This is a genomic window from Nocardiopsis codii, assembly GCF_036327455.1.
In the GTDB taxonomy this organism is placed as follows: domain Bacteria; phylum Actinomycetota; class Actinomycetes; order Streptosporangiales; family Streptosporangiaceae; genus Nocardiopsis; species Nocardiopsis codii.
Genome location: NZ_JAUZMY010000031.1, coordinates 29475 through 43063, shown reverse-complemented (window position 1 = coordinate 43063; position 13589 = coordinate 29475). Strand labels below are relative to the sequence as shown.

At 73.2% G+C, this 13589-nt stretch carries 10 protein-coding genes and 1 riboswitch; of the genes, 7 read left to right on the top strand and 3 right to left on the bottom strand.

Features of this window, described 5'->3' with window-relative positions; translation table 11 throughout:
* The first annotated feature begins 320 nt into the window (after positions 1 to 320).
* Positions 321 to 1202 (top strand): hypothetical protein, encoded by an 882-nt coding sequence (locus Q8791_RS25545; RefSeq protein ID WP_330094348.1) that lies wholly within the window; start codon positions 321 to 323, stop codon positions 1200 to 1202.
* 450 nt (positions 1203 to 1652) lie between these two features.
* Here the strand turns inward: Q8791_RS25545 and Q8791_RS25540 are convergent, their stop codons facing one another.
* Positions 1653 to 2747: a thiamine pyrophosphate-dependent enzyme gene (locus tag Q8791_RS25540; protein WP_330094347.1), complete on the bottom strand. Its 1095-nt coding sequence runs from the start codon at positions 2745 to 2747 to the stop codon at positions 1653 to 1655.
* A gap of 134 nt (positions 2748 to 2881) precedes the next feature.
* On the opposite strand from Q8791_RS25540, the gene Q8791_RS25535 reads away from it, so the two are divergent.
* From Q8791_RS25535 to Q8791_RS25510, 6 genes are all read left to right on the top strand, one after another.
* The gene (locus Q8791_RS25535; RefSeq protein ID WP_330094346.1) at positions 2882 to 3319 is read left to right on the top strand and encodes an Lrp/AsnC family transcriptional regulator; all 438 of its coding nucleotides are present in this window, start codon (positions 2882 to 2884) and stop codon (positions 3317 to 3319) included.
* 205 nt (positions 3320 to 3524) lie between these two features.
* Positions 3525 to 4313 carry a PhzF family phenazine biosynthesis protein gene (locus Q8791_RS25530; RefSeq protein ID WP_330094345.1) on the top strand — a complete coding sequence of 263 codons (789 nt, stop codon included), beginning with the start codon at positions 3525 to 3527 and terminating at the stop codon, positions 4311 to 4313.
* A gap of 69 nt (positions 4314 to 4382) precedes the next feature.
* Positions 4383 to 4814, top strand: a complete 432-nt coding sequence (locus tag Q8791_RS25525) for a hypothetical protein (RefSeq protein WP_330094344.1) — start codon at positions 4383 to 4385, stop codon at positions 4812 to 4814.
* Between the two features lie 430 nt (positions 4815 to 5244).
* Entirely contained in the window at positions 5245 to 7011 is a 1767-nt protein-coding gene (locus Q8791_RS25520; RefSeq protein WP_330094343.1) for an ABC-ATPase domain-containing protein, read from the top strand.
* 358 nt (positions 7012 to 7369) lie between these two features.
* Complete coding sequence (locus Q8791_RS25515) at positions 7370 to 8296, top strand: proteasome assembly chaperone family protein (protein WP_330094342.1); 927 nt, start codon at positions 7370 to 7372, stop codon at positions 8294 to 8296.
* Positions 8293 to 9429: a quinone-dependent dihydroorotate dehydrogenase gene (locus tag Q8791_RS25510; RefSeq protein ID WP_330094341.1), complete on the top strand. Its 1137-nt coding sequence runs from the start codon at positions 8293 to 8295 to the stop codon at positions 9427 to 9429. The genes Q8791_RS25515 and Q8791_RS25510 overlap by 4 nt, the downstream gene beginning before the upstream one ends.
* Before the next feature lie 292 nt (positions 9430 to 9721).
* Here Q8791_RS25510 and Q8791_RS25505 read toward each other — a convergent pair whose 3' ends face one another.
* Both Q8791_RS25505 and Q8791_RS25500 read right to left on the bottom strand, forming a co-directional pair.
* Entirely contained in the window at positions 9722 to 11302 is a 1581-nt protein-coding gene (locus Q8791_RS25505) for a polysaccharide deacetylase family protein (RefSeq protein ID WP_407942055.1), read from the bottom strand.
* A gap of 208 nt (positions 11303 to 11510) precedes the next feature.
* Entirely contained in the window at positions 11511 to 13061 is a 1551-nt protein-coding gene (locus Q8791_RS25500; protein ID WP_330094375.1) for a polysaccharide deacetylase family protein, read from the bottom strand.
* 223 nt (positions 13062 to 13284) lie between these two features.
* Positions 13285 to 13515, top strand: a riboswitch (cobalamin riboswitch).
* Positions 13516 to 13589: the final 74 nt, after the last annotated feature.

Sequence of the window (13589 nt, the reverse complement as noted above, 5' to 3'; positions counted from 1 at the left end):
CTTTGCTTAAACGTGGGTTAGTGTCCTCGTGATCGCTTCGTTATGCGTCTTTAACGAGCCGATGCCGAGCCCTTGACCGGCCGCGTGCCGCAAGGGAGTCGAGACCCTCATCGGGAACAGGGCCGTGCGAATCCATTCGCCCGAGCCGGCGGATCACCGAATTCCATCGGTTCCTCCCGTTCCCGCCCGCCACTCGCCGCCAGCGACGCGGGAGATCCATGACATGAAGCCCTCGTGGGGGCGCACCTAGCGTGCCTGCGTGTTCTGGAGCCTCATGTCCACGGTCTTCTCGGCCCTGTCGTCAACCTGGCCCTTAATTTATGAGCAACGAAACTCCCATTCAGCACGGCGAAGTCACCGCGACCTACTTCTGGGACGACGGTTCCGGCATCAACGGGGACACGGGTGCCCCTGCGGGCGGAGAGCCCATGCAGAAGGGGCTGTTCTCCAGCCCCAGCTGGCCGCTCGGCACCGAGGGATACATCGTCTACGAAGGCGAAGAGCACGAGTTCTTCATCGGTGACCGCGGTCCGGGCGACCCCTCGGCCGACTGCGACGTGCTGCTCGACATCGACGGCAAGACCTTCGCCGACATGATGGGTACGAGCTTCGACGAGGAGAGCCTGACCGTCGGTGGCGGCAACGGCCACGCCGAGGTCGAGTACTACATCACCGAGTGGGGCGACGGCAACGGGACCGAGGGTGCACCGCACCCCTTCAACGAGCCCGGCAACAAGTGTGAGGACGCGGTCTCGCCCCTCCCCGAGGAGAAGACCGAGGAGAAGCCCGAGGAGGAGTCCGCGAAGGAGACCTCCGACGACGGCGCCGAGCAGGCTGCGAAGGATGAGCAGCAGGCGAAGGAGCAGGCCAAGGAGCAGGAGCAGGCCGACCAGGCCGCTGCCGCCGAGGGTCAGGACGACGGTGGCGACGGCGGCGTGACCGCCGAGACCGCCACGAACGACCTCTCCGGAGCCGAGCTCACCGGTGCGGACGGCGTCATGAGCGGCACGGGTCTGCTGACCCTGGCCATCATCCCGGCGATCCTGATCGCGCTGTTCTTCGCCTGGACCCGTCGTCCGGCCGGCCAGCACGCCGGTTCCGCCGACGGCGAGGGCAAGGGTCTGCTGGCCGGGAGCGACGGGCGCCACAGCCTGGGCTCCAGCATCAGCGCCCTGTTCGACAGGCTGCGCGGCAACAAGTAACGCGTCGGGCGTCCTCCGGGATCCCCGGAGGACGCCCCGCAGACGCGGTTCCCGAAGGGCCGCGGCCGACAGGCCGCGGCCCTTCGTCGTGTCCGGACCCCGGGCGGTGGCGCCGCCCGCCCCGCCGGAGGCGGCGTCACAGGGCTGCCCTGCGGCAGCCCCGCGTGCTCCACCGGGGCGGTGGCGCCGCCCGGGGCCGGTTCCCGTCGGGCGGGAGGTGCGGGCGGACCGCCGGTCGCCGTCGACCACAGCGGCCCGCCCGTCCTGCGGGCGCGCCGGCGCGGAGTCCGCGCGCCCGATCCGGTGCCGCGGCCCATCGGGACGGTCCCGGACCACGTCTCGGCGGCGACGCCGTTGTCGCCGACGTGATCGGACCCCTCCCGCGTGCTCGGCACGGAGGTTCGTGTGACGGTGCCGTCCCGGGGGCGGCTCCGGGGCAGGGAGCGCCCCTCAGACCTCCCGGAGCTCGTCTGCCAACTCACGGCGCCGGCGTTCCAGCAGCGGCGGGATCGTGGAGTAGGCGTCCCTGAACAGCGCGTCCGCACCGAGGCCGTCCTCCAACGCCATGCGCACGACGGAGGCGGTCCCCTCGGCCTCGGCGGCGAAGCCGGCCAGGGCGCGCTCGGTCTCCCAGGGGTCTCCCAACAGGCACTCCTCCCGCAGCAGGGCCTCCAGCCGGGTGATCGGGTCGCGCTCGCGCCAGCGCTCGGCCTCCGTCCCGTCCGGGTGGCGTCGCGGGGCGTCGGCGCCGGGGCCCTCCCGGTACGCCACGGCCTCGACGACGGACGGGCCGCCCCCGGCCCTGGCCTCCGCCAGGGCCCGGGAGACGACCGCGTACACGGCGGCGGCGTCGCCGCCGTCGACGCGGTACCCCTTCATGCCGTGGCCGAGGTCCCTGTGCGCCTGGGTGGCGGTCCCCTGGTGCAGGGGCGCACTGACCGCCCAGTGGTCGTTCCGCACGAGGAAGACCACGGGGGCGTTCCACACGGCGGCGAAGTCGTAGGCCTCGTGGGCGTCGCCCTCGCTGGTGGCCCCGTCGCCCATCAGGGCGAGGGCGGCCACGTCCCGGCCCCTGCTCCGCGCGGCGTAGGTGAGGCCGACCGCGTGGGAGGCGTTCGTGGCAAGGGGGGTGCACTGCGGCGCGCACCGGTAGCGGTGGGGGTCGTACCCGGCGTGCCAGCCGCCGCGGAAGAGGGTCAGGGTCTCCGCCGGGTCGACCCCGTGGGCGACCAGGGCGACGCTGTCGCGGTAGCTGGGGAAGAGCCAGTCCCGTTCGGACAGGGCCAGCACGCCGCCGACCTGGGAGGCCTCCTGGCCCGTCGAGGACGGGTACACGGCGAGGCGGCCCTGGCGGGCGAGCGCGCTGGCCTGCTGGTTGAAGCGGCGGCCGATGACCATGGCGCGGTGCAGTCCGGCGAGCCGGGTGCTGTCGGGAGCGGTGAACAACGGGTGTTCCACACGACGGCCGAACCGGTCCACGAGACGCACGGGTTCCACCGCCGAGGGCGGGGGAGCCGGACGGGATCGCTCATCGGTGTGCTTCATGTCTTGAATATGCGGTGAATCACCCCATATTGTCGATGTCCCCAGGCTGATGCTGGACGAAATGCCCGGTAGGCCGCCAGAGCGGTACGGATGGTCTCGCGCGTCCTTCGTGTGAGCACTATGAGGTGAGACACATGGCCGTGCGCCTGGACGACACCGACCGACGCATCATCGCCCTCCTGCGCGACGACGGACGCATGTCCATCCGCGCGGTCGCCGAGCAGGCCCACATCTCGCGGGCCAACGCCTACTCCCGTCTCGAACGGCTCCGGGACGAGGGCGTCATCCGCGGGTTCACCGCCGTCATCGATCCCGAGAAGTACGGCACGGCCCTGTCCGCGTACGTGTCCGTGCGCATCGAACAGCACTCCTGGGAGAGGTTCCGGGGCTACCTGCGCGACATCCCGGAGGTCGACCACGCGGCGCTCGTCTCCGGCGACGTCGACCTGCTCCTCCTCGTCCGCGTCACCGACGCCGCCGCGCTGCGCACCTTCGTCCTCGAACGCCTCCAGCGCATCCCCGAGGTCAAGAGCACGCAGACCATGTTCATCCTCGACGAGCCGCCCCTGTGACGCCCGGCGCCCGGGGCCTCGTCCCGGGCGGCCCCGGTCCCCGCCCCGGACCGTCCGACCGGTGGCCGTTCGCCCCGTGACTGGACCTTGGGCAGCCCCCTCCGGGCCCTGGGGCGTGTTCCGTGGATGCTTTCGGTTGACTCGGCGCTTGCGCCGATCGACGCGAGCCCGGAATGATCCGCGGAACGCGGCCTAGCCTGGGACCATGCCCGAGTACCGCGTCGTCGACGCCTTCACCGACCGGCCCCTGGCCGGCAACCCCGCCGCCGTCCTGGTCCTGGACGACGCCTACCCCGACGCCTGGGCGCAGGGGGTCGCGGCCGAGTTCAACCTGTCCGAGACGGCCTTCGTGCGACCCGTCGACGACCCCGGGGCCGACTACGAACTGCGGTGGTTCACCCCGACCGTGGAGATCGACCTGTGCGGACACGCCACCCTGGCCACCGCGCACGCCCTCACCGAACTCGGCGAGCCCGGGCCCTTCCGCTTCACCACCCGCAGCGGCATCCTCACCGTCACCCGGGACGAGGGCCTGATCTGGATGGACTTCCCGTCCAAGCCGCCGATGCCGGTCGAGGCGCCGGCGGGGCTGGCCGAGGCGCTGGGCGCGGAACCCCTGTGGGTGGGCCTGGGCGGTGCGGACGACCTCCTCGTCGAACTCGCCGACGAGGCCGCCGTCCGGGGGCTGGCCCCCGACCTGGCGGCCGTCGCCGCCCTGCCCTTCCACCTCGTCATCGTCACCGCCGGGGCCGAGGAGGGGCCCGACTTCGTGTCCCGGGTCTTCGCTCCCGCCGTCGGGGTGCCCGAGGACCCGGTGACGGGCAGGGCCCACACGGTTCTCACCCCGTTCTGGGCCGACCGGCTGGGCAGGGCTGAGCTGTCCGCCCACCAGGCGTCCGCGCGCGGCGGCGACCTGCTGCTGAAGGACCGGGGCGACCGGGTGCTGATCGGCGGCGGGGCGGTGTCGGTCGCCACCGGAACCCTGCATCTCTAGGACCCGCGCCCTAGGGTCGGTGTCAGGGCTCGCCGAGCTCCGGGAACAGGATGTCGGGAGGAGCGACCCATGGAGAAGTGGGCCACCGTCGAGGAGATCATCGCGGTCCGGGAGCGGCTGGAGGCCGCCGACCCGCGCTGGCGGCGGCCGGCAGCCTACGCCGTCGGCGTCATCCGCGACGGCCGGACCGGGTTCACGATGACCAACCGGGACGGCAACTACCTGCCGGCGGTGATCCTGGCCAGGGTGACCGGCCACTCCTCCGGCAGCGCCTCCTACCCCCTGTCCGTCGAGCAGCTGGAGACGGCGGAGGCCGAGCTGGCCCCGGCCGAGGCCTGCAAGGACGTCGACCACCCGACCCTGCACCACTGGAGGGCCCTCATCGCCGAGGTCACCGGAGAGGGCGGCCAGCTCGTCGCGGTGTTCGTCGGTGACCTGGAGCAGGAGCCAGTCGACGAGCACGACCGCGCCCTGCGCGCCGCGCTGGAGCGCAGCACCTGACCTGTGCGCTCCCGCACGGGAGCGGTCGGGGGCGGCCGGGGGCGCGAACGGCGGATGCGGCCCGCGTGGGCCGCGCCGTCGAAGGGGAACTCGGGGCCGACGGAATCACTGTTTCCCCCGCGCGGCACCCGGACTTCCGGTACAACTGAACGCGAGGCACCTCCCCACCCCTCCCGGGGAGGTGCCCGCCACACTCCGACCCGGGACACCCCCTTGGTACCGGGACGACCTGTGGCGAACCCCCGAGAGATCGGCCCCGGCGCCCCCCGGGGCCGATCTTCTCCTGTTCCCGGCCGGGCGAACCCTCTCAGGCGGTTCCGCGCCAGGGCCCGTGCCCAGGGCGGACGCGGTTGTCCACAGGTGTTCTGCGGCGCATGGACGAAACACCTAACCTGGCCCGGAGGAACATTCGGGACCAGGGAGGACACTGATGACGGGACGGTACGGGGGCGGCGGCCAGGGGCGCAGGTACGGCGGCGGAGGCGGTGGCCGCGGGGGCGGGCGCGCACCCGAGCCCGAGCCCATCCGGGGGGTGCGCGACGACGCCAGGCTCTCCTCGGAGCTCCTCGGCATGGACGGCGCTTCCTACGGGCGGTACAAGTCCCTGCGGGGGGACTGGGACTTCGGCGACTTCACCCTGACCGTGCAGCGCGTCCAGTCCGACCCGTTCGCGCCCCCCTCGCGCGTGCGGGTGCTCGTGCCGGACGCCGGCATCCCCGAGAGCGCGTGGGCAGACCCGGTGCGCCGCCGGGCCACCGCCGACTACCTGGGGCGCCGGGCCCGCGGACTGCTCCAAGGATCACTGCTCAAGATCGACACCGGAGGGCAGGAGGTCATCGAACGCTCCTCCTGCCGCCTCACCGACGGCGGTGTCGAGCTGCGCATCGGGATCGACCTGCCGGGCCACGGCCGCCGCATCGACGGCCGCACCGCCGAACGCGAGCTGTGCCGGACCCTGCCCGCGCTGGTCGACGACCTCGCCTGGGAGGAGGTCGACGCAGCCGAGGCGGAGGCCTTCGCCGACAGCGTCGCCGACACGGTCGCGCTGCGCGACCAGCTGGCGGACCGGGGACTGGTCGCCTTCGTCGCGGACGGCGCGGTCCTCCCGCGCCTCAGCGGCGTCAGCGACCGGCCCATGGCGGACGGCGCGGTGCCCTTCGATTCCCCGGAGAGCCTGCGGGTCGGCGTCGACCTGCCGCACCGGGGGGCCGTGAGCGGGATGGGCGTGCCGGAGGGCATCACGCTCATCGTGGGCGGCGGCTTCCACGGCAAGTCCACCCTGCTGCACGCGTTGGAGCGCGGGGTCTACGACCACGTGCCCGGCGACGGCCGTGAGCTGGTGGTGACCCGGGACGACGCCGTCAAGATCCGGGCGGAGGAGGGGCGCCGGGTCGAACGCGTCGACGTGAGCCCGTTCGTGCGCAACCTCCCCACCGGCGCGGACACGAGCGACTTCCGCACGGAGAACGCCTCGGGCTCCACCTCCCAGGCCGCCAACATCTGCGAGGCCGTGGAGGCCGGGTCGCGCACGCTGCTGGTGGACGAGGACTCCACCGCCACCAACCTGATGATCCGTGACGAGCGCATGCAGGCACTCGTCCACGGCGACCGCGAGCCGCTCGTGCCGTTCATCGACCTCGTCCGGCCACTGCGCAGGGAGCACGGGGTGTCCACGGTCCTGGTCATGGGCGGCAGCGGCGACTACTTCGACGTCGCCGACCAGGTGATCATGCTGGACGCCTACCACCCGCACGACGTCACCGAACGGGCGTCCGAGCTGGCCCGCGGACGCACCGACGCCGACTTCGAGGCGCCGCGTGCCCGGGTGGTCGACCCCGACTCGGTGGACGACACCACCGCGCGGGGCAGGGGCAGGATCAAGCGCCGCGACATGGACGTGCTGGTGTTCGGGGAGAGCGACGTCGACGTGCGGTCAGTGGAGCAGTTCGTCGACCCCGGACAGATCGTCGGCGCGGGGCTCGCCCTGCGCCGACTCGTGGCCGGCCGCCACCTGGACGGAACGCGCACCCTGACCGAGGCGCTCGACTCCCTGGAGGAGGCGCTGGCCGTGAAGGGCGTCACCCTCCTCGGTGACGACTTCGGAGGAGACTACGTCCTGCCGCGCCGGTTCGAGGTCGCCGCCGTCCTCAACAGGTTGCGCACCCTCCGGGTCGCCGACCAGCGCCGGGGCGGATGAGGACGTCGGTCGACCGGCGCCGCTGAGGGCGGGGGCGGGGCCGTCCGCGCCGGTTCGGCCGTGGTCGGACCTCCGGTCCACGGCGCCGGACCACACGGGCACCGCGTGCGGGATGGCAGGGTGGGGGTGGCGCGTCCCCCCGAGGCGGTCCGGGCACCGCCCTGTGCCGGTCCGGTGGGCGGGGTGTGACGGGCGTCCCACGGCAGGCCTGAGGGGGGATCCGGTCGGTATTGTGGGAAAGCAGGGCACAGCCTCCCAGGAGGTGCGATGCCGGGCCCTCCCCGGTCGCGCCCCGGCGGTCGGACCGCCGTGAGGACGCAGCCCTGCGAATCCGACCATTCCTGGAGAAGAGAACCCGGTGCGTGACCCCGCAGACCTGTACGAGCTCCATCCCGGCTTCGACGACATCGCCGGGCTGGCGATGCTGGTCTGTCTGGACGGCTTCGTGGACGCCGGACACGCCGGGCGCCAGATGGCCACGGCCCTGTTCGACCGCTTCGACGCCGAGGAGGTCGCGACGTTCGACACCGACAGGCTCGTGGACTACCGGTCCCGGCGGCCGTCGATGACCTTCGTCGAGAACACCTGGACCGACTACGAGCCGCCCAAGCTGGCCCTGTACCGGATGCACGACGAGGAGAACGCGCCGTTCCTGGTCCTGCACGGCCTGGAGCCGGACCGCGAGTGGGAGGCCTTCGCCGCCGCCGTCGTGCAGCTGGTCGAGCGGTTCTCCGTGTCGCTGTCCATCAGCACGCACGGCGTGCCCATGGCGGTGCCGCACACCCGCCCGGTCACGGTCACCCCGCATGCCACCCGCCCCGAGCTGGTGGAGGGCCACACCCCGTGGATCGGCCGGATCGAGGTGCCGGCCAGCGCCACGTCGCTGCTGGAGTACCGGCTGGGGGAGGGCGGCCACGACTTCGTCGGCTACGCCGTCCACGTGCCCAGCTACCTCGCCCAGTCCCAGTACCCGCGGGCCGCCATCGCCGCCGCAGGGTACGTGGCCGGGGCGACCGGGCTCGCGCTGCCCACCAGCGGGCTGGAGGAGGTCGCCGGGGCGACCGACGTCGACATCGCCGAGCAGGTCGCGGCCTCCGACGAGGTCCAGCGTGTCGTGGCCAACCTGGAGCGGCAGTACGACGACATCATGTCCTCACGGACCGACCCCGAGGAACGCCCCACACTCCCGCTGGCCGACGACGAGGCCGGACTGCCCACCGCCGACGAGCTCGGCGCGGAACTCGAACGCTACCTCGCCGAGCGCGAGGGCGACGGAAACGGATGACCGTGTTCTACCAGATTGTCTTCCGCTCGGTCCTGCGCCACATGGACGCGGAGAAGGTACACCGGGTCAGCTTCGCCGCGCTGCGCGGCGTGACCGCGATCCCCGGCGTGGCCTCGGCCATGGGAAGGGTGCTCGGGCCGCGTGAGCCGGAGCTGACCGTGCACGCCCTGGGGCTGGAGTTCCCCGGCCCGCTGGGCATGGCCGCGGGTTTCGACAAGAACGCGGAGAGCCCCTCCGGGCTGGCCGCGCTCGGTTTCGGGTTCGTCGAGATCGGCACGGTCACCGCCCAGCCGCAGCCGGGCAACCCCGCTCCCCGCCTGTTCCGGCTGGTCGAGGACCGGGCGATCGTCAACAGGATGGGCTTCAACAACGAGGGCTCCGCCCTGGTCGCCGAACGCCTGCACCACCGGAGCGGCGGACGCCGCCCCGTGCTCGGCGTCAACATCGGCAAGACCAAGGTGACGCCCGAGGCGGACGCCCCCGCCGACTACGCGCTCAGCGCCCTGCGCCTGGCCCGCTACGCCGACTACCTGGTGGTGAACGTCAGCTCCCCCAACACCCCGGGGCTGCGCAACCTCCAGGGCGTGGAGCAGCTGCGGCCCCTGCTCGCCGCCGTCCGCGAGGCGCTCGCCGAGGCCGGTCACCCCACCCTGCCGCTGCTGGTGAAGATCGCCCCCGACCTGGCCGACGAGGATGTCGACGCGGTCGCCGACCTCGCCCTGGCCGAGGGGCTGGACGGCATCATCGCCACCAACACCACCATCTCCCGCGAGGGGCTGGCCGCCTCCGCGGACGAGGTGGAGGCGGCCGGTGCGGGCGGCCTGTCCGGAGCCCCGCTCAAGGAGCGGTCGTTGGAGGTGCTGCGCCGCCTCCGCGCCCGCGTGGGCGACCGCGTCACCCTGGTCGCCGTCGGCGGTGTCGAGACCCCCGAGGACGCGTGGGCGCGCATCCGCGCGGGGGCGACCCTCGTGCAGGGCTACACGGGCCTGATCTACGGCGGCCCCCTCTGGCCGAGGCGCATCCACCGCGGCCTGGCCAAGCTGGTCCGACGGGCCGGGTACGGCTCCATCGGCGAGGCGGTCGGCGCCGACGTCCCCGACGCCGGGCGGGCCCCGGAGTCCACCGCCGTCTGACCACCGCCGTCCGGCCACGGTCCTGTCCCGTCCGGGTCCGGTGGCCTCCCGGGTTCTGGTGGGGGTTGCGACACCCCGGCTCACAGGGGTGCGACGCACGTCCGGATCCGTGAGGGCCCCGGCCCCGCGGCGTGTCCGGGCCCGCGCCCGACCCGCGGTGCGGCGGGCCCGGACGCCCCCTCGGGCCTTGCAGGGGGCGGGGCGCCGACGGGCCGCGGATGCCGGGCACGGCAGAGGCGGGGGCACAGGAGGGGCACGGCCGACACAGGCCGCCGCCCCTCCGCCGACACTCCTACCAGTACTCGGGCACGGTGACGCCGTCGGGCGGGTAGGACTCGCCGGGTTCGGGGTCGCCGACCACCTGGCTGACGGTCGCGAACTCGTAGCCCTCCTCCCGTAGCCGGTCGATGATCTGCGGGGTGGCGGCGAGGGTCGGCGCGAGCGTGTCGTGCATGAGCACCACCGAGCCGGCGCCGACATCGGCCATGACGCCGTCGGCGATCTCCTCCGGGGACAGGCCCGTCCAGTCCTGGCTGTCCAGGTTCCACAGGACCTGGGCCATCCCCTGTCGGCCGATCTCCTCGACGACCGGCCCCGACGTGTCACCGAAGGGCGGTCGGAACAGCTCCACGTCCTGGCCCGTCTGCCGCCGGACCATCGCGCTGACCGCCGCGATCTGACCCGGGAGGTCGTCCTCGTCGAAGTACTCCGTCATGTGCTCGTGGAGGTCGTTGTGGCTGGCGATCTCGTGTCCCTCGGCGTAGGCGCGCCGCAGCACGCCGGGGCGGGTCAGCGTCGGGTCGCCGTTGAGGAAGAACGTCGCCGGCACCTCCTCCTCGGCCAGCAGGTCCAGGAGCGCGGGGGTGCCCTCGGCCGGGCCGTCGTCGTAGGTCAGGGCGACGCACCTGGCCTCCGGGTCCTCGCAGTCCAGGTCCGGGTCGCCCGCGGCGACCACCCCCGGGGCGGGCGGGACGGACTCCGCCGCGGCGGCGGGCGGGTCCACCGCCAGCACGGGCTCCTCCGCCGTCGACGCCTGCCGGGCGCGCTCCCCCAGGTCGGACAGGAGCGGGGCCGCCGCCTCCGACGGCACCACCGCGACGATCCTGCCCGGCTCCGACGTGGGCGGGTGGCCGACCACGATCGGGGACAGGTGACCGTCGTCGAACTCCACCAGCAGGTCGCCGTCGGAGTTGAACCCCATCGAGTCGTACGTGCGCATCACGGGGTGCAGCCCCTCCAGGTCCACGTCCTCCGCGCCGGTCAGCTCCTCGCGCACGATCCCGTCGAGCGCCACCAGGGCGTCGTGGTCGACCAGCAGCTCCGTCGCGTACGCGGTGTGCCCGGTCTCCGAGTCGTACCAGTACGTCCCGTATCCCCGGCGCTGACCGTGCAGGTCCTCCTCGGTGCGCACCAGGCGCACACCCAGGACTCCGCTCCCGGCGGCCACGACCTCCCAGTCGATCGCGAGGCGCACGGGGTCGCGGCTGGCTCCCCGGAAGTCCCGCACCTCCCGGTCGACCTGTTCGGCCAGTCCGGCGGCGAACCCGTCGGCGCCCTCGAACGTCGGGTAGGCGACGTCGACCTCGACGCCGTCCGGCCGGTGGGGGTGGTCCCCGAAGTCGCCGGCGTCACCGGTCCACTCGGAGGCCTCCTCGCCGGCCTCGTCCAGCAGCACGGTCATGAGCTCCGGGTCGTCGGCCCCCGCTGCTCCGCCGGTGCCGCAGGCGGCCAGCGGCAGGAGCAGCGCCGCCACCGCCGCACCCGTCCGGCGCGGGCCGCACCGGACGGCGATCCCGCCGACCCGCGGCCGGAGGGCCCGGACCGGCCCCGGGCGGGACTCGGCCTGGCCAGGACGAACTCGGCTCGACGACAACACCGGTCTCCCTCATCCCTGGGCGGGTGCTCACGCGGTTGATGGCAGCAACATAGGGGACGCCGTCCGCACACCTGTGGCGGTGACCACATGTGGTCACCGCCACAGGGCGGGTCATGGTCCGCACTCGACGCGCACCCGCCCGAAGTGTCCCGGGACGACCGTTGCGCCCCGCGGCGCCGGGCCGCCCGGGAGGCCCGGCGCGGGCTCAGACCGCTTCGTCGCCGGGTTCCCCGTCGTCCTCCCCGTCCGTCGCGGCGGGCGGCTCGGGGGCCCCGTCGACGTAGGTCTCGCCCGGCGTCGTCGTGCCGAGGAGCTGGGAGACGGTGACCATCGTGTACCCGTGCGCGTCGAGTTCGCGGATGATCGTGCGGGAGGCGTCGACCGTCGTGTCGTGGATGTCGTGCATGAGGATGATCGCTCCGGGGGAGGCGCCGTCCACGGCCCGGTCGGCGACCACGGACGCCTTGCGGTCCTTCCAGTCGTTGGTGTCGATGCTCCACAGGATCTGGGCCAGTCCCATGTCCGCGGTCACCGCCGTGACCCCGTCGTCGGTGGACCCGTAGGGGGGCCTCATGAGGTCCATGGTGTACCCGGTCTCGCGGTACACCAGGGCCTGGACGGTGCCGAGGTTCGAGCGGATCCCGCCCGCGCCCAGCCCTGCCAGGTCGGGGTGGGTGAGGGTGTGGTTGGCCAGTTCGTGGCCCTCCGCGTAGGTGCGCCTCACGGTGCGCGGATCCTCCATCACCGGGTGGCCGGTGACGAAGAACGTGGCGCGGGCGTCGTACTCGGCGAGCATGTCCAGCAGTTCGGGGGTGCGCCCGCCCGGGCCGTCGTCGTAGGTCAGGGCCACGCACTTGGCGCCGGGGGCGGAGCAGTCGATGTCCTCGTCCACGGGCGGCACCGTCCCGGGCGGGGTCTGCTCCCGGCTGTCCCCGGCCGCCTCGGGCGGATCGGCGATGGCGAAGTCGCGGACTCCCCGGGTCGCGGCGTGCGACGCGCGCTCGCCCAGGTCGGACAGGAGGGGGCCGGACTCCGAGGCGTCGATGACCGCGTGGGTCCGGCCCTCGCCGACGGGGGCGACCTGCCCGGCGTCGAACTCCACGACGAGGTCGCCGTCGGGGTTGAACCCCACGGAGTCGTACAGCGAGCCGATGGGGTGGACGGCGTCGGGGGCGGCGGTGTCCGGGAGGGCGTCCCGCACCAGGCCGTTCAGCTCCTCCAGCTCCTCCTGTCCCGCGACCAGGGCGGTGGAGGGGTGGGCCGTGCCGGTCAGGGCGTCGTACCAGTAGGTGGTGTACGCCTCACGGGTCCCCTCGGAGTCGGTCTCCTCGCGGGTCACCCGGACGCCGACGAGGTCGTCGTTGGCCGCCGTCAGGTTCCACGCGGACTCGAAGGAGACCGCGCCGGGGTTGGCCGCCTCGAAGGCGTCCACCTCCGCGGAGAGTTCGCGGTCCAGGAAGCCGCTCAGCGGTTCGGCGTTGGGGAGGACCGGGTAGGCGACCTCCGTCGCCACCCCGCCCTCGCGGGCGAGGGAGGACTCCGTCAGGTCCACCACGTCACCGGGGTCCACCACGGTCAGCCCGTCGGGTTCACCGGTCGCGGGCAGGTGCTCGTCGGGTCCGCCGTCCGCCGCGGGGCGGGCGTCCCCCATGTGTTCGGGGGTGATGACACCGGGTGGGACGACGGCCGACCAGACCAGCCCCGCGACGACCGCCAGCGCGACCGCGATCGTGAAGAGGGGGCGATCGGGGGCCATGGTCGGATGGGACTGCTTGTTCACCAGGGGTTCTCCACGTTCATCTACAGACGAACGTTCGCGGGGAGCGCGGGAGAGGGCTCCGCCGCGTAACGCTTCATTTCGGGTGTGACGCCGACCGCACAACAGGGGTTCGCACTGTTTCCGGGCCGGGCACGGGGATGCACGCCGGGTACAGGGGCGGAGAGGGCGCTCCCTATACTTGCAGGCGTGGAAGGTACATGTTCCACCCCAGAGTCCGGGCCGCGCCCGGAAGGGGAGGGGTGTGTCGCAAGAGGGAACCCGGTGCGACTCCGGGACTGCCCCGCAGCGGTATGAGGGAACGAACGTCGCCATAAGCACTGGAAATCCGATCGGTAATGTCGGAAACCGGGAAGCGGCGGCCAGTAGGAGGACGGTGTCCGCACCGTCCGCGCCCTCGAGTCCGAAGACCTGCCTCCACCCGGCGTCGCACCCGTGCCGCCGGTGGTCCCGTGCCCCGAGGGAGGGCCGAGGAGCGGGAGGCAGGTGCACACGCCCGCGGCGTGG

Excerpts from the sequence above, each read along its gene's own strand:
- Q8791_RS25540 (WP_330094347.1), bottom strand. The coding sequence starts at position 2,747 with ATGAAGCACACCGATGAGCGATCCCGTCCGGCTCCCCCGCCCTCGGCG.
- Q8791_RS25545 (WP_330094348.1), top strand. The coding sequence starts at position 321 with ATGAGCAACGAAACTCCCATTCAGCACGGCGAAGTCACCGCGACCTAC.
- Q8791_RS25530 (WP_330094345.1), top strand. The coding sequence starts at position 3,525 with ATGCCCGAGTACCGCGTCGTCGACGCCTTCACCGACCGGCCCCTGGCC.
- Q8791_RS25535 (WP_330094346.1), top strand. The coding sequence starts at position 2,882 with ATGGCCGTGCGCCTGGACGACACCGACCGACGCATCATCGCCCTCCTG.
- Q8791_RS25525 (WP_330094344.1), top strand. The coding sequence starts at position 4,383 with ATGGAGAAGTGGGCCACCGTCGAGGAGATCATCGCGGTCCGGGAGCGG.
- Q8791_RS25500 (WP_330094375.1), bottom strand. The coding sequence starts at position 13,061 with ATGGCCCCCGATCGCCCCCTCTTCACGATCGCGGTCGCGCTGGCGGTC.
- Q8791_RS25520 (WP_330094343.1), top strand. The coding sequence starts at position 5,245 with ATGACGGGACGGTACGGGGGCGGCGGCCAGGGGCGCAGGTACGGCGGC.
- Q8791_RS25510 (WP_330094341.1), top strand. The coding sequence starts at position 8,293 with ATGACCGTGTTCTACCAGATTGTCTTCCGCTCGGTCCTGCGCCACATG.